A 15,378-nucleotide genomic window follows, 5' to 3' on the forward strand; every position below is an offset into this window, starting at 1 on the left:
CGGAGAGAGGAACTCGCTGGCGAATGTTCACGGCACTGCTCATCGACAAGGCCGACGCGGGCCCGCAGGTCACCCTCACGAGCGTGGCCGACGCGGACCTACCGGAGGGGAATGTCCGCGTCGACGTCTCGCATTCCACCCTCAATTACAAAGATGCCCTTGCCATTACGGGCAAGTCACCGATCGTCCGCAGCTATCCGATGGTGCCCGGCATCGACCTCGCCGGTGTCGTCACCGAGAGCACACACCCGGAGTGGTCGGCCGGTGACGGCGTCGTCCTCAACGGGTGGGGCGTCGGCGAGAGCCACTGGGGCGGCCTGGCCCAGCGCGCCAGCGTCGACGGCGACTGGCTGGTCCCGCTGCCCGCCGAATTCACCGCACGCCAGGCCATGGCGATCGGCACCGCGGGCTATACGGCCGCGCTCTGCGTCGAGGCGCTGCTGCGCCACGGCATCGGGCCGGACCGGGGCGAGATCCTGGTGACCGGCGCGACCGGCGGTGTCGGCAGTATCGCCATCGCACTGCTGGCCGAGGCCGGATTCACGGTCGCCGCCGCCACCGGAAAGGCCACCGAGGCCGGGTATCTCCAGGATCTGGGCGCGAGCACCGTGGTCGACCGCGCCGAACTGAGCGACCGCGGCAAGCCGCTGCAGAAGGAGCGCTGGGCGGGCGCGATCGACACCGTCGGCAGCTACACGCTCGCCAACGTCTGCGCCCAGACCCGATACGGCGGCGCGGTCGCCGCCTGCGGGCTGGCCCAGGGCATGGACTTCCCCGCCACGGTCGCGCCGTTCATCCTGCGCGGTGTGACGCTGCTCGGCATCGACAGCGTCCAGGCCGCGATCACGCGGCGACTGGAGGCCTGGGCCCGGCTCGCGCGCGATCTCGATCCCGCCGCACTGGATTCCATCGCCACCGAGATCTCCCTCGCGGAGGCGATCGCCGCGGCGGACCGGCTCGTCGCCGGGACCGTGCGCGGCCGGGTCGTCGTCGACGTGAATCGCTGATCGGAGCAGGCCGTGACCGAGAGTATCGAACTGGACCTCAGCGACGTCGACCACCGCGTCGGCAAGCCGGTCGGCGGCGGGCAGCTGTGGGATCCGTGCAGTACCTCCGACATTCGCCGCTGGGTGATGGCGATGGACTATCCCAACCCGCTGCACTGGGACGAGGAATTTGCCCGGGAATCGCGCTACGGCGGACTGATCGCGCCCCAATCCATCGCCGTCGCACTGGATTACGGGCACGGCGCCCAGCCCGCCTGCGTGGGTCACATCCCCGGCAGTCACCTCATCTTCGGCGGCGAGGAGTGGTGGTTCTACGGCTGCCCGGTGCGCCCGGGCGACAAGCTGGTGCAGGAGCGGCGCTTTCACGACTACAAGGTCACGGAGACGAAATTCGCCGGGCCGACCATGTTCTCGCGCGGCGACACCACGCACCGCAATCAGCGCGGCGCGCTCGTCGCCCGCGAACGCTCCACCGCCATCCGCTATCTCGCCGCCGAGGCGAAGAAGCGCGGAATGTACGACGACCAGCTCGGGCCCGTAAAGACCTGGACCGCCGCGGAATTGGCGGCGGTGGACGAGCTGCGGCACGAGTGGCTGCTGTCCAACAGGGCGGGCATCTCACCGCACTTCGACGAGGTGAAGGCCGGTGACCGCCTGCCGCGCCGGGTGATCGGCCCGCACACCATCGCGAGCTTCACCACCGAATACCGCGCCTTCCTGTTCAACATCTGGGGCACCTTCGGATGGACCGCCCCCGTAGGCATCGACGATCCGTGGATCAACCAGGATCCGGGCTGGACCGAGGGTTTCGCGTTCGACGAGGAGGGCGCCCGCATCGACCCGCGCAAACGCGACGGTTTGTACGTCGGTCCGTCGCGCGGGCATATCGACGCCGACAAGGCCGACGAGGTCGGGATGGCCCGCGCCTACGGTTACGGCGCCACCATGGGCGCCTGGTGCACCGACTATCTCGCCTACTGGGCGGGCAACGACGGCATGGTCCGCCATACCAAGGCCGACTTCCGCGGGCCCGCCTTCGAGGGCGACGTGACCTATTTCGACGCCGAGATCGTCGGCAAGGACGCGGATTCGGCGTGGGGGGTGCCGCTGGTTCAGGTGAGGTTGCGGCTCACCAATCAAGACGGCGGCGTGCTGGTCACCTGCACCGCCGAAGTCGAGCTGCCGTACTGAGCGGGGAGAACGAGATGACCGCCGACCGCAGGGCCATCGCCGCCGGACCGCCCCTCGACGCCGAGCCCGGCCTCGGGCCGCTCACCCTCCCCGGCTTCCTGCGCGCGGTGACGCGGGACTACGCCGACCGCGAAGCACTTGTGGCACAGGATGGTTCCGGGACCGTCCGCTGGACCTACCACGAGCTGTGGGAGCGGTCGGTCGCCGTGGCACGGGCGCTGCGGGCGTGCGGCCTGGGTAAGGACGGCCGGGTCGGGGTGCTGATGACGAACCGCCCCGAATGGCTCGCGGCGGTCTTCGGCACCTCGCTCGCGGGTGGTGTCGCGGTCACGCTCAGCACCTTCTCCACCGCGGCCGAGCTGGATCATCTGCTCGATGTGTCCGGGGTGTCGGTGCTGCTGTTCGAACGCGCCGTGGCCGGAAAGGATTTCGCGGATATTCTCACCGAACTCGAACCGGCCGTGGGCAGTTCGGCTCCCGGTACCGTGCGGTCGGCGAAGTATCCCTTCCTGCACCATCTCTCGGCGATCGGGGAGCCGCCCGGCGGCGCGATCGAGTCGTGGGCGGAGTTCCTGGCCCGCGGTGACGCCGAGCCGCGCGAATCGGTCGAGGCGGCGGCCCGGTCGGTGCGGCCGAGCGATACGGCGGTCATCTTCTTCTCCTCCGGATCCACCAGCAAGCCCAAGGGGATCCGCAGCGCGCACCGCGGGGTCGCCATCCAGATGTGGCGATTCCGCCGGATGTACGGCTTCGGCCCGCACGACCACGTCCGCTGCTGGACAGCCAACGGGTTCTTCTGGTCCGGCAATTTCGGCATGGCCCTCGGCGCGACGCTCGCCGCGGGCGGCTCGCTCGTGCTGCAGTCGACCTTCGACGCGTCCGCGGCGCTGCACCTGATGGAGACCGAGCGCGTGAACTTCCCGGTCGCCTGGCCGCATCAGTGGGCCCAGCTGGAAGGCGCATTGAACTGGGCGGCAACCGATCTCGGCAGCCTGCGGTTCGTGGACGTTTCGACTCCCGCCGCCCGCCACCCCCGCGTGTCGACCGGCTGGACCGAGCCCGGACACGCCTACGGCAATACCGAAACCTTCACCATCACCACCTGTTTCCCGGCCTGTACCCCCGCCGACGTGATCGGGGGCAGCATGGGCGCACCCCTGCCGGGCAACACGATCAAGATCGTCGACCCGCTCACCGGAGAGCTCCTGTCGCGCGGCGAACGAGGCGAGATCTGTGTCAAGGGACCGACATTGATGCTCGGCTACCTCGGGACGCCCCTCGACGAGACGCTGGACGCCGACGGCTATTTCCACACCGGCGACGGCGGTTACCTCGACGACGCGGACCGGCTGTTCTGGGAGGGCCGCCTCACCGACATCATCAAGACCGGCGGCGCGAACGTGTCGCCCCGGGAGGTGGACGAGGTCCTCGCCCGTTTCCCGGGCGTGAAGGTCGCGCACACGGTCGGAGTCCCGCACGAAACCCTCGGCGAGGCCGTCGTGGCCTGCGTGGTCCCGCACGCGGACACCACACCCGACGCCGCCCGCATCCGCACCTACCTCCGCGAACACCTGGCCAGCTACAAGGTGCCCCGCCACATCCTGTTCTTCACCGAACAGGACCTAGCCCTCACCGGCAGCGCCAAGATCAAATCCGCCGACCTCCGCACCCTCGCCACCGAACGCCTCCCCGACCTATGACACTGACCTCAGTCTGCCGGGTGCGTAGCGGCGATGTGGGAGTGGCGACGTGCCGGGATGCCGCCCCGAGCGGCGTCGGATTCCCGTAGCCGAGTCATCAGTGCGGCCAAATGCTCGAAATCGTTCACATGCGCAAGGGCAGTGAGGGCGAGATCGAGGAAGGCATCGGTGCTCTCCATCGAATAGCGCCTGAGGTAGGTCCTCGGCATGTGCTGCGCGTACCACAGACGCCGGCACGCCTCGCGGGTGCTGCGGGCGAGGATCGTGCACCACAGCGCCTCGGCGCTATCGACCGGGCGCCACCACTTCTCACAGGCCGCCACGGCGTCGCCCGTCGGCGACAACGGACCCAGCCCACTCATCTCGAAGAACAGCACATGCGCGACGTCGTCCCAGGCAGTGACGTCCTTGCCCGCGGCCTCGAAATCGATATCGACGACGCACCGCATGATCTCCGAGCGCAATTCGCCGGTGTCCAGACCCAGCAGGCGGTGGCACAGCTCGACGGCCGATTCGCCGGTCACCCAGACCCGGTTCTTGAGGTGCGCATCCCGGAACGACACCGTGGCGTCCGATTCGAGCCGTGCGCCCAGCTCTCGGACATCGTCGATGGCTCCCGAGAGATCCGCGTCCGCGATCGGGCCGCCCTCCAGGCAGCGCATTGCGACAGCGCCCTGCTCTGCGTACGGGTACCGAACCCTCGGCAGGTGCGCGACCAGGGAGTCGGCGATGCTCCGGAACTCGGCCAGGCTCGCGAGCGAGTCGCACACGATCTCGCCGAGTACCCGGGAGGCTTCCTCGACCACATCGTCCTGCTGCCCCACGCGGTTCAGGGTGTAGGCAAGCTCGAACAGCGAGACTCCGGCGACCACCTCCATCGTCACCGGCGCGGCGTGCGAAACCAGGTCGGCCAGGACCGACGATGCCGAGTCCCGCTGGAAGACCGGCCGAAAGTACCTGGTACGCATCCGAATACTGCGCGCGGCGCCGACCCAGGCGCGCTCCGCCGCGTTCTCGTTCTGGCCTGCGCACCACTTCCTGACGACCGGCCGGGGCTGCGCTCCGTCGTGATCCGTCAGGACGGCGTTGCCCTTGAACAGGCTGGGCCAGCGCGGCAGGCAGTCGGTCTCGACCGGGGCCGAAAACCACCGCGTCCGGTGATGTTCCGCGATCGCCCGCCACGAATGTGCCAGCACCACGGGGACTTTCCCGTCGGCACACGGTGACAACCATGCCGATGCTTCCGGCGTCGCGGCCCTCGAGGCAGCCGCCGCTTCCGGAACATAGGCGATATCGCCGCCCAGCAGGACGAATTCCGCGGGTACCTCGAGGCCGTGCATCCCGACAGTCACCCGGCCACCGAACCGCGGGACCCATCGGCCGATCACAGCCACCGCGCGCAGAATCTGCCGGCGCGCGATCCATGCGTGCAACGGCTCGTCGGCGACCGCATCGACCCATCGCAGGAACTGCTGCCCGTCCGGGTCCGGGCACAGGATGCTCACGGCGGGAATCCTCCGGTCGGTGGCGCACACGCGGACCAGTTCCACCGCGACAGGTACGAGCCCCGCCGCGCACACGACGCGCACCGAACACCCGTATTCCGAAGCTTTGCAGCGGATTTCGTCGACACACCGCCGCAATCCCGGAGCCAGGGCCACCGGTTCGAGCCCGGTGCCGATTCCCCTGTCGATCGACCGGTCGAGAGCATGCAACGGAAGTTCCCCCACTTCCGCGAGAACCCTTGTCTCACTTGCCACTTCCGGTGGCAGCAGGCGAATAATCGTCTACTCCAGCCATAGGTGACCGAGACTCATTCTAGCCCAGCCGATTCGACCGGTGGCGCTTTCGCGCCCGGGTGGGGATACGAAACCGGGCGGCCCGCAGGAGTACCGCGTCACCGCAGGCGCAGGTCCACCAGTGCCGCGAGGAATCCTTCGGCGTCCGCGAGGTTTTCGACTGCGCGGTCGGCGCCCGCATCCGACAACGCGTCGACGCTACTGGCACCGGTCGCCACACCGATGACCTTCGCGCCGCCGACCCGCGCCGCCTCGACATCGCGGGGCGTGTCTCCCACCAGAATCGTCGATTCCGCATCGAAGGTGATCCCGTACTTGCGCCGCGCCCGCTCGCGGGCCAGGCCCACCAGCTCCCACCGGGCCCGGCCGTCGGAACCGTAGGCCCCCACCGACAGGTCCAACCACGGATCGAGCCCGAACGTCGCCAGCTTGGTTGCCGCATTTGCCCGGACATTCCCGGTCAGCACCGACTGGACAACGGCGGGGACCTCCGCCAACTCCTTCAGCAGCCGCCGCGCGCCCGGCAGTGCCGCACCACGACGCGCCAGCTCGGCAGTTTTGCGATTCAGCGACTCCGCGAGCACGCCGTCCAGGTCCGGTGCGCTGTCCAGCACGTCGACGCCGATGGCATTGCGGAGAAAGAGATCCTTCATGATCTGGTATTCGGTACGCCCGGCCGTCACGGCGGTGACTCTGGAAATCCGGCCGGTCAACGCCTCGAATGCCAGTGCGTAGACCTCCCTGCTCACTCCCGCGGTGGTGAGCAGCGTCTTGTCGATGTCCCACAGCAGGAGCGTCTCGGGAAGCATCGCAACCCGCCGAGCGCTGGATTCCTGAAGTCGGTTCACAGCCTTCACCCCTTTGCGTCCACCGTACCGATGTCAGAAAGATGAAGCAGGCCGAACAACGAAAGCGGCCGAACGGGAATCGTAGCGGTGCGGTTGCTACTTCGACGGATCGGGCAGAGACTGGACGTCCTTCCATAAACGCTCGGCGCGCGCGAAGAAGAAATCCAGCCATTCCTTCCCGTTCTCCTCCCCCAGCGCGATGGAGGGGCGGTCACCCGGATCGGTCTTGTACGGGTAGAAGTAGACCAGGGCGGATCGCTCGTGACCGTGCTTGACGAATATGCCCGCCATCGTGGGCACGCTGTGGTATGCCCGCGTCTCGATGCGCTGATTCTCCTTGTCCGACAGCAGCGCCCGTACCGAGCGCATCGTGGATTCGAACACCCGGAAATCGGCGACCAGACGTTCGGTGGTGTGCGAGGTGGACGACGCGGTATACCGGGCCAGATCGTCGTCGCGCAGATCGAGAACCGCGATGCGAACCCGGCAGCCGCTCCGGACCAGATTGGCCAGCCGCTCAGGCCCCTCGGTCAGCGAGCCCGCCTTCGTCAGGCCCACAATGAGCACCTCGGAGGCGTTTCGAGCGAAGTCGTCGAACGACCCGACCTCCGCCCACCGGCGCAGCACCGGCGGATTCTCGAGCCTCCCCCGGACCTGATGTACCTCGCGCCGGATCTCCTGCAGCACCAGTAATCGGTCCGAAACGTAGGTGAGCACCAGCACCGCGAGCAGGCCGAGCACGGCGCTGAGTTGATCCTTCACGCTCAGCTCGCCCATGACGGAGAGCACCGTCATCGCGACGCCGGCGACAACCGTGGCCAGGGCTAGGATCAGGACGACAACCGACGATATTCTGCGCGACACTCTCTACCTTGTTCACTCGACGACGAAATGCGCCACCGCGTAGCGGCCCGAGAACCGCCAGTCCCGTTCGGTGGCATCCAGCTCCGACACCGATTCCCGCGGCAGACCGGCACAGATATCCGATTTCATGGTCCGCAGGATCAGCAGGTCGGTTTTCAGGTCCGGGAGCAACTGTTCCAGTGGATACGTGGCCGGGGTGACCCGATCGGCGAGCAGGCGACGGTAATTCAGGTCGCCCTTGACGATCGTCACATCGTTGCTGCCGATTCCCTCCGCCAGATCCGGGGGCATCTGGCAATAATGCAGCGGCGACTGGAAGAACCAGTGCGTCACAATGCGCAGCCGCCCTTCCTCGACACACCGACGCAGCATCGACAGCTCGTGATCGGCATTGATCAGCGCCGACACCGTGGTCTCGAAATCGTTGGCCGTGGCGTCGGAGATGAAGAACGGCCGCTGCTTCAGATATACCGTCACCGTGGTGTTTTCCCGGCTCCGCAGCAGATGCGCGGCGAGAATCACGTCGGCCAGCAGCTCCGCACCGGCATTGTCCGCGACAATACCCACCGAGTCGGATTGTTCCAGCCGCACCCGCGCCGGGTCCAAATCGTCCACCAGCAGCACGCCGGACCCCGGCGCGGACCCGTCGCCGCGGAATTGGGCGTGCGCCGCATCCGACAGATTCCCCCACAGCGAGGCCATCAGGCTCTCGCGCAACGAGAGAGTGCTCGCCCGGCCCCTGGTCACGACGCCGACGGCCGCGAGCAGGGCGTTCGTCTTGCGCGCCAGGAACGGGTCGCGCTCGTAATTGCTGGACAGATAGTCGAAATAGCCGAAGGCGTCGAGAAGGAGGTGATAGAACAGCGCCTCACCGATGTAACTGGGTGAATCGAACCAGGAGCCGCCGATCAACTCCATCGCGCCGCGCCAGGCATACAGGGGAACCATGGTGTGGGTGGACGACGGCTTCGGTATGGGATCGTCGTGAAGAAAGCTGTCACGCAGCCCCGCCAGGCTCTCACCTGCCCGGTCGTCCCGATTCACCAGCGCGCGGACCTGGTCGACCACCCGCGGAAAGACCCGCTTCATCATGCCGTTGGCGAATACGTTCTCCGGGGCGGTCGACAGTGTCTCGAATTCGGCCGCGGCGCCGGCGGGAGGTCGGGATCCCCTGCAACCGGTCATGTGCCGCCCCCTCCACTGGTATGTCGCCCGTCCGATGTGCACCTCGCCAGCGACCTCATGGTACAGCTGGGAAGCCCGGGCGGATACGGTCAAATGTCCACTTGAGATACCGCAAAAGCGCAGGCCGGCTGGATCATTGAACGCGGAAGCTCCGAGCCCCCGGTCAGGAGTAGTTGTGGGCGAGGGTGCGGCGGTGGGTGGCCGGTGTGCCGTAGAGCGAGCGGTTCAGGGTGGCTCGTTTGAGGTAGGCGTGGATGCCGGATTCCCAGGTGTAGCCGATGCCGCCGTGTAGTTGCATGGCCTTGCCGACGACCTGGACGGCGGCGGTGGTGGCGTAGGACTTGGCCATCGCGGCGGTCGTGGCCGCGGTGGGGGTGCCGTGGGCGCGGACCGCCGCGGTGACCAGCTGGCGGGCGACCCGCGCCTGGACCAGCATGTCGGCGCAGGCGTGCTGGACGGCCTGGAAGGAACCGATGGCGCGGCCGAATTGCTCTCGCGCGCGGGCGTATTCGACGGTGGCGGCGAGCATGGCCTCGATCAGGCCGAGGCTGTCGCAGGCGGTCGCGACGGCGGCCCGGTCGTGCAGGTGACGCAGGGCCGCGGTGCCGCCGCCCGGCAACCGCCACAGCGAATCCGGCCGGATCGGGACATGCTGGGCGGCAACGTGACCGATGATCCGGGTGGCGTCGAGCAGCGGCTGGTTCGTGACGGTCACGCCCGGGGTTGCCGGGTCGACGGCAACGATCAGGATCTCGCCGTCCGGTGTACGAGCGGGGATCAGCAGTCGGTCGGCGGCGGGCGCGTCCGGGACGAAATCCGCGCTCCCGTCGAGATGTATCGCGGCCGGGTCGCCGCTGAGCCGGAAGCGCGGATTCTCCGGAGAGTCCTCCCACTCCCCCGGCATTACAACGATCGGCAGGACCTTTCCGGATACAGTGTCGCGGAACAGACTGTCTCGCAACGGGTTCGGTTCGACCAAGGTGAAGGCGGCGATGCCGAGTACCGCCACCGAGGGATAGGCCGTGTAGGCCGCGGCGCGGCCGATCTCTTCCAGCAGCACGGCCAGCTCCGCGAAAGTCGCTCCCGCGCCGTCCATTTCGCCAGACGCCTCCAGGCCCAGCCACCCGGCCCGGGTGATCCGGGACCAATCGACCGGTGTTTCGTGATCGGTGGCGGCGAGCAGGGCGCGTGCCGCCGTGCGCAGATCGTCGTGGAGGTCGTCGAATTCGCCGGTCATCGCGGTGCCGCCGGTTCCCTGGGCAGGCCGAGGCCGCGCTCGGCGATGAGGCTGCGCTGGATCTCGCTGGTGCCGCCCGGGATGGTCCATTCCCAGGAGGCGAGGAAATCCAGCGGCCAAGCGCCGGACTCCCAGCCACTGGACATCGGTTTCCGCAGCATGGTCTGGGCGTCCAGGCCGCCGATCTCGGCGCCGAAATCCGTTAGGCGCTGCAGTAATTCGCTGTAGTACAGCTTGACGACCGAGGCGTCGGCCGGACCCGCGGTCCCCTCGGCATGGCGTTCCACCAGGTCGCGGCACAGCCCCCGCAATCCGGTGAGTTCGATCTCCAGCTGAGCCAGGCGATCGGCGATCGCGGGGTCGTCGATCGGGCGCAGGCCGCCCGGTCCGGACCGGCGGGCCGTCTCGAGCAGCCACCGGAATCCCGCATTGCCCAGCCGTTCGGCCAATTCCAGCATGGTCAGCCCGCGTTCGGCACCGAGTGTCCGCTGGGCCACTCGCCAGCCGGTGTTCTCCGCACCGACCAGGTGCGACGCCGGGATGCGAACCTCGTCCAGGAAGATCTCGCAGAAGTGCGAGTCGCCGGTCGCCTGGCGGATCGGCCGCACGTCGATGCCGGGGCTGCGCATGTCGAGCAGGAAGTACGAGATCCCTTGCCGCTTGGGCGCATTCGGGTCGGTGCGGGCCAGGAGCAGGCACCAGTCCGCGTACTGTGCGCCGCTGGCCCAGACCTTCTGCCCGGTGACCAGGTAGTCGCCACCGTCGCGGCGGGCGGTGGTGCGCAGGGCGGCCAGGTCCGAACCGGCTTCGGGCTCGGAAAAGCCCTGCGCCCAGATCTCGCCGTCCAGGATGGCGGGCAGGTGACGGCGCCGCTGTTGCTGCGTGCCCGCCGCCAGCAGGGTCGCCGCCGCGTGATGGATCGCGACGAAGGCCAGGACCAGCCGCGGCGCGTCGTGCGCGGCCAACTCCTGGTACAGCACGACCTGTTCCGGAACGGTCATGCCGCCGCCGTATTCGCGCGGCCAGTGCGGTACCGCGTAGCCCGCGCCGCGCAACTCCTGGAACCACTCCTGTTGGAAGCGAACGAATTCCGCATCGGACGCGCCCGTCTGCGCCCGCCGCCACCCGGCCGGGATATGCGCGCGGCACCAGTGCCGGATCTCGGCGCGGAACTCGGTGAGGTCCGCCGCGGTCACGGTGCCCGCATCCGCGTCCGCAGCGCGAGCAACCGTTCCCGGTGCTCGGGCGTCTGCATGGAGACCACCTCGGCGGCGAATCCGGCCTGCATCGGCCCGGCGAGCGCCTGGGACAGGTACATGTTCACCACCCGCTTGGTGCTGCGCAACGCCTCGGGGGGCTGGGCGCTGAGCCGGTCGGCGAGTGCGCTTGCCTCGCTGAGCAAGTCGTCCGGTGCGACGGTCCGGCTCGCCAGGCCCACCTGCACGGCGGTGGCGGCATCGATCCGGTCGCCGGTGTACAGGTACTCCCGCGTGCGCAGGATCGGGGTCAGCAGCGGCCAGAACGCCGCGCCCCCGTCGCCTGCGACCAGCCCGACGGCCACGTGCGGGTCGGCGAGGTACGCCCGCTCCGACATCAGCACGACATCGCACAGCACGGCGATGCTGGCGCCCAGCCCGACCGCCGCCCCGTTCACCGCCGCGATCACGGGCAGCGGGAAACGCAGCATCTCCTCGATGATCTGCGCGCCTTCGCGAATGCTCTCGTCTCGTGCCACGGGATCGTCGAGGAAGCTGGTGATCCACTCCAGATCCCCGCCCGCGCTGAATGCCCGGCCCGCCCCGGTCAGGATCACCACCCGCGCCTGGCGATCCGCGGCCAGCTGCCGCCAGACCTCGGCCAGCGCCCGATGCAGGTCGGCGTTCACGGCATTCGATTCACCGGGGCGATCGATCACCACGGTCCGCACCGGCCCGTCCGACCGCACGATCAGCCCCGGCGGCAGGTCGTAGACCGCCATCACTCCATCTCCCGATCGAACAGCCCGGACAGGCCATGTCGGCCCGACAGCCGGAGCAGCGGGTCGTGGGTCGCCATCACTCCACCCCCGGATCGAACAGCCCGGACACGCCACGCCGCCCCGACAGCCGGGTCAGCAGGTCGTCAGTGGCCACCGCGCCCAGCGGCAGGCGGCGTAGCGGCAGGCTGTAGCGGGACAGCCAGGACAGCGGGGACTCGTCGCAGAAGCCGAGGGCGCCGTGTAGTTGGTGGGCCGTGCGGAAGACCGTTTCGGCCGCGTCCAGGATCGCCGAGCGCAGCGCCACGGCGTCGAGGAGCGCGTCGGGACTGTCCGACTGAATACTCCACAGTGCGTAGCGCGCAAGCATATCCGCGCCGCGCCGCTCGACCTCGGCGTCGGTCAGCTGGAACTGGACCGACTGGAACTCCGCCAGCGGCCTGCCGAACTGCTCGCGCACGAGCACGTGGTCGCGGGTCAGGTCCACCGCGCGATCCAGCATGCCCAGCAGCGTCCAGCACGGAAGGACCAGCGCGAGTGCGAGATCCGCCGTACCGTCCGCGTCGACCGGGCGCACATCCACCCGTGCGACGAAGGCCGATTCCCGGGCGGGGGCGTCCGGCGCCCGCACGACGACCTCACTGCGGACACCGTCGAAAGTCACTGCCGCCCAGCGGAGGTCGAGATCCGAGACGGCCGCGGCGGGTTCGTCACCGGCTATCGCGACCAGCCCGTCGACATTCAGGTCCACCGGCCGGGCCAGCCGCTCGGCGACCGGATACGGTGTGGCCCAATATCCCGCGCTGCGGCACAGCGCGGCCGCCGCCTCCAGTTCGTCGTGATCGCGGCGCGGTTCCAGGTCCCACGCCCCGAGCGCACTCAGTACCGGCGCCACCAGCGACTCGCGTCGCCCGGGTGCCCGTTCGGCGGCCACGACCAGATCGTCACCGCCCGCGGCCTGTAGGGCCCGCTTCACCTGCGTGCCGAATTCCCTTGCCGCGCCGGAGAGTTCGATCCGCAGGGAATGCTCGTGCGGCCGGAACTGCGCGGCGGTCACCGATCCACCGCCCATCGTCCGGGAAGTCGGCCACCGATCCGCGAACCCACTACGCCGCCTCCCCCGTGCGCGGCGGGCCACTCAACAACGAGCGGGCCAGCAGAATCCGCTGTATCTCGATACTTCCGGAGGCGACGGTCGCGGCATTGGCGTAGCGCCAGTGATCGTCCACCGCCCGGCGGAATCGCCGCACGGCCTCCTCGTCTCCCGCCGCGAAGGCGGCCAGCTCGGTCAACACGGCGGCGCTCTCCTGATCGAGCCGGGTCACGGCGATGCGGTAGGCCGCGGCGTCGCCCGGCGTGACCTGTCCCGCGCTCTGCAACGACACCACCTGGTAGGCGAGCAACCGGGCGCGCCGGGCCCGGGTGAGCGCCCGGGACCAGCGGCCGCGCAGCTCGGCGGGCAGGCGATCCCATCGCGGCCCCAGCATCTGCGGCGCCATCCGCAGCAGTCGCTCGCAGCGCGCATAGCGGGCGATGCCGACCCGTTCGAACGCCAGCACCTCGCCCACCACCGACCAGCCCCCGTCCACGGAGCCGAGCACGTCGGCCGCGGTCGCCCGCACACCGTCGAAGAAGACCTCGTTGAGGTGATGCGGCCCGAGCATGGAACGGATCGGCCGGACCTGGATCCCCGGATCGGACATCGGCACCAGAAATACGGTGAGCCCCTGCTGTTTTCGCCCCCGCGTGCAGGTGCGGGCCAGCAGGAAGCACCACTGCGCCATGGTGGCATAGGAGGTCCAGACCTTCTGGCCCGAGATCCGCCAGCCGTCGCCGTCGCGGCGGGCGGCGGTGCGCAGCGACGCCAGATCCGAACCGGCGTCCGGTTCGCTGAAGCCCTGGCACCAGATCACCTCGCCCCGCGCGATCGGCGGCAGATGCTTGCGCTGCTGTTCCGGCGTCCCGTGCCGCATGATCGCCGGGCCGACCCAGTTGACGCCCATGTACTGCGCGCCGCGCGGCTCGTGCTGCGCCCACATCTCCTCCCGGACGGCGGTCTGCTCCCACACCGAGGCGCCGCGGCCACCGAACTCCTCCGGCCATGCCGCGCACAGCAGCCCGCGGTCGGCGAGCACTCGGCAGAACCGTTGGGCGACAGCAAGATCCGAAGGATCATCGGTGAATGCGCCGAGATATCCGGCCGGGACCTCCTCGGCAACCAGCCGTCGCAGCTCGGCCCGGAGCTCGGCGACGGACTCACCCATCGTGAAGTCCATTGCCGCACAGTACTTCAATCCTCATAAGGATAGCAATATTTGTATGGTCAACCGCCGGTTGGCTACACTGCCGCCATGACCGGAAGGCAGCGCGCGTGAGGAACGTCCCCGGGTGGATGCGGTGACGGCGCCCAAGCGCGGCCGCGTCCCGCAACAGCGGATCGCCGAAACCGTTGCCGCCGAACTGCGTTCGCGCATCCTGGCCGGTGACGAGAACTACCGGCTGCCCACCCAGGACCAGCTGGTGCAGGATTTCGGCGTCAGCTATCCCTCGATCCGCGAGGCGCTGCGCATCCTGGAGACCGAGGGCCTGGTGACCGTCCGGCGCGGAAACGTCGGCGGCGCGGAGGTACATCGCCCCGACGAGACCTCCGCCGCCTACCATCTCGGACTCGCACTGCAGGGCGCCCGCGTCACCCTCGGCGACCTGGCGGCGGGGCTGCGCATGCTGGAACCGCTCTGCGCGGCCGAATGCGCCACCCGGCCCGACCGCGCCGAGACGGTCGTTCCCGCGCTGACCGACAACGTCGACAAGTCGGCCGAACTCGTCGGCGACGGTGCGGCTTTCACGCACACCGCGCGCGAATTCCACGATCTCATCGTCTCGTTCACCCCGAACCTCACCGTCCGCTATGTGGTCAACTCGCTGGTCGCGCTCTGGTCGGCGCAGGAGCAGGCGTGGGCGGAGTCGCTGGCCCGGCGCGGCGAGTACCCGTCGCCCGAGGAGGCGACCGAGGCCGTGCGGACCCATCGGCGACTGGTCGAGGAGATCGCGGCCGGGCGCGCCGAACGGACCGAGCGGTTGTATCGCGACCATCTCGCCGCCACCCAGGCCCGGGTTCTCGAACGATTCGAGGGCGGCGTGGTCACCGCCGCCTCGCCCCGCACCCGTTCCACGGTGCAAGGCGGGGCGCACACGCGCATCTAGCGCGGGGCGGGCGCCGCGCGGTGGATGCGCCGCTCCGTCTGCGCACACGGAGTATGATAATTCCATTCTCGCGATGCGACGGCCTGACTTCACCACAGGAGGGACGGCGCTGCGGTCCCGCGTCACGCGGCACCTCGCACCCTTGGGCCACCGAAACGCGACCCCGGCCCCCGGAGACCGGCGGGCACGCAGCAGGCGCTCGGAGCACCGAAATACATTGCGGCCATTGGGCTTCCCAACAGACCCGCTATGTCGATCCACTTCCCGAAGCCCTGCGCTTACGGGATGAGGACAGCGCAAGTATTGCTATCCTTATGAGGATTGAAGTAGCGTGATCCGCGTTACAGCAGTCGCCCGGATCGGGCGGT

The 15,378-nt window shown here is 69.0% G+C and carries 13 protein-coding genes; 4 read left to right on the forward strand and 9 right to left on the reverse strand.

Features of this window, described 5'->3' with window-relative positions; all coding sequences use genetic code 11:
• Positions 1 to 23: 23 nt before the first annotated feature.
• Genes acuI through QH290_RS03525 form a run of 3 tightly spaced genes read left to right on the forward strand, consistent with a single transcriptional unit; the run spans position 24 to position 3,898 of the window.
• Positions 24 to 1,007, forward strand: coding sequence for an acrylyl-CoA reductase (NADPH) (gene acuI / locus QH290_RS03515; protein WP_280381935.1), 984 nt, complete (start codon positions 24 to 26; stop codon positions 1,005 to 1,007).
• A 12-nt stretch (positions 1,008 to 1,019) separates the two neighbouring features.
• Positions 1,020 to 2,198 (forward strand): MaoC family dehydratase, encoded by a 1,179-nt coding sequence (locus tag QH290_RS03520; RefSeq protein ID WP_280381936.1) that lies wholly within the window; start codon positions 1,020 to 1,022, stop codon positions 2,196 to 2,198.
• Between the two features lie 14 nt (positions 2,199 to 2,212).
• Positions 2,213 to 3,898, forward strand: a complete 1,686-nt coding sequence (locus QH290_RS03525; protein ID WP_280381937.1) for a class I adenylate-forming enzyme family protein — start codon at positions 2,213 to 2,215, stop codon at positions 3,896 to 3,898.
• An 8-nt stretch (positions 3,899 to 3,906) separates the two neighbouring features.
• Here QH290_RS03525 and QH290_RS03530 read toward each other — a convergent pair whose 3' ends face one another.
• The 9 genes from QH290_RS03530 to QH290_RS03570 all read right to left on the reverse strand — a co-directional run bounded on the left by QH290_RS03530 (position 3,907) and on the right by QH290_RS03570 (position 14,082).
• Positions 3,907 to 5,403 carry a hypothetical protein gene (locus QH290_RS03530; RefSeq protein WP_280381938.1) on the reverse strand — a complete coding sequence of 499 codons (1,497 nt, stop codon included), beginning with the start codon at positions 5,401 to 5,403 and terminating at the stop codon, positions 3,907 to 3,909.
• Positions 5,404 to 5,795: 392 nt separating this feature from the next.
• Positions 5,796 to 6,545, reverse strand: coding sequence for an HAD family hydrolase (locus tag QH290_RS03535; RefSeq protein ID WP_280266961.1), 750 nt, complete (start codon positions 6,543 to 6,545; stop codon positions 5,796 to 5,798).
• Positions 6,546 to 6,641: 96 nt separating this feature from the next.
• Positions 6,642 to 7,409, reverse strand: a complete 768-nt coding sequence (locus QH290_RS03540) for a hypothetical protein (RefSeq protein ID WP_280381939.1) — start codon at positions 7,407 to 7,409, stop codon at positions 6,642 to 6,644.
• Positions 7,410 to 7,421: 12 nt separating this feature from the next.
• The gene (locus QH290_RS03545; protein WP_280266964.1) at positions 7,422 to 8,594 is read right to left on the reverse strand and encodes an ARMT1-like domain-containing protein; all 1,173 of its coding nucleotides are present in this window, start codon (positions 8,592 to 8,594) and stop codon (positions 7,422 to 7,424) included.
• 163 nt (positions 8,595 to 8,757) lie between these two features.
• Complete coding sequence (locus QH290_RS03550) at positions 8,758 to 9,831, reverse strand: acyl-CoA dehydrogenase family protein (protein WP_280381940.1); 1,074 nt, start codon at positions 9,829 to 9,831, stop codon at positions 8,758 to 8,760.
• Positions 9,828 to 11,027: an acyl-CoA dehydrogenase family protein gene (locus QH290_RS03555; RefSeq protein WP_280381941.1), complete on the reverse strand. Its 1,200-nt coding sequence runs from the start codon at positions 11,025 to 11,027 to the stop codon at positions 9,828 to 9,830. Before QH290_RS03555 ends, QH290_RS03550 begins: the two co-directional genes overlap by 4 nt.
• Positions 11,024 to 11,809: an enoyl-CoA hydratase/isomerase family protein gene (locus tag QH290_RS03560; RefSeq protein WP_280266967.1), complete on the reverse strand. Its 786-nt coding sequence runs from the start codon at positions 11,807 to 11,809 to the stop codon at positions 11,024 to 11,026. The genes QH290_RS03555 and QH290_RS03560 overlap by 4 nt, the downstream gene beginning before the upstream one ends.
• Positions 11,810 to 11,885: 76 nt before the next feature.
• Positions 11,886 to 12,827, reverse strand: a complete 942-nt coding sequence (locus QH290_RS03565) for an acyl-CoA dehydrogenase family protein (protein WP_280381954.1) — start codon at positions 12,825 to 12,827, stop codon at positions 11,886 to 11,888.
• Between the two features lie 85 nt (positions 12,828 to 12,912).
• Entirely contained in the window at positions 12,913 to 14,082 is a 1,170-nt protein-coding gene (locus QH290_RS03570; RefSeq protein WP_280381942.1) for an acyl-CoA dehydrogenase family protein, read from the reverse strand.
• 121 nt (positions 14,083 to 14,203) lie between these two features.
• On the opposite strand from QH290_RS03570, the gene QH290_RS03575 reads away from it, so the two are divergent.
• Complete coding sequence (locus QH290_RS03575) at positions 14,204 to 15,010, forward strand: FadR/GntR family transcriptional regulator (protein WP_280266969.1); 807 nt, start codon at positions 14,204 to 14,206, stop codon at positions 15,008 to 15,010.
• Positions 15,011 to 15,378 lie beyond the last annotated feature (368 nt).

It is taken from the genome of Nocardia wallacei (assembly GCF_029869545.1).
Taxonomy (GTDB): Bacteria; Actinomycetota; Actinomycetes; order Mycobacteriales; family Mycobacteriaceae; genus Nocardia; species Nocardia wallacei_A.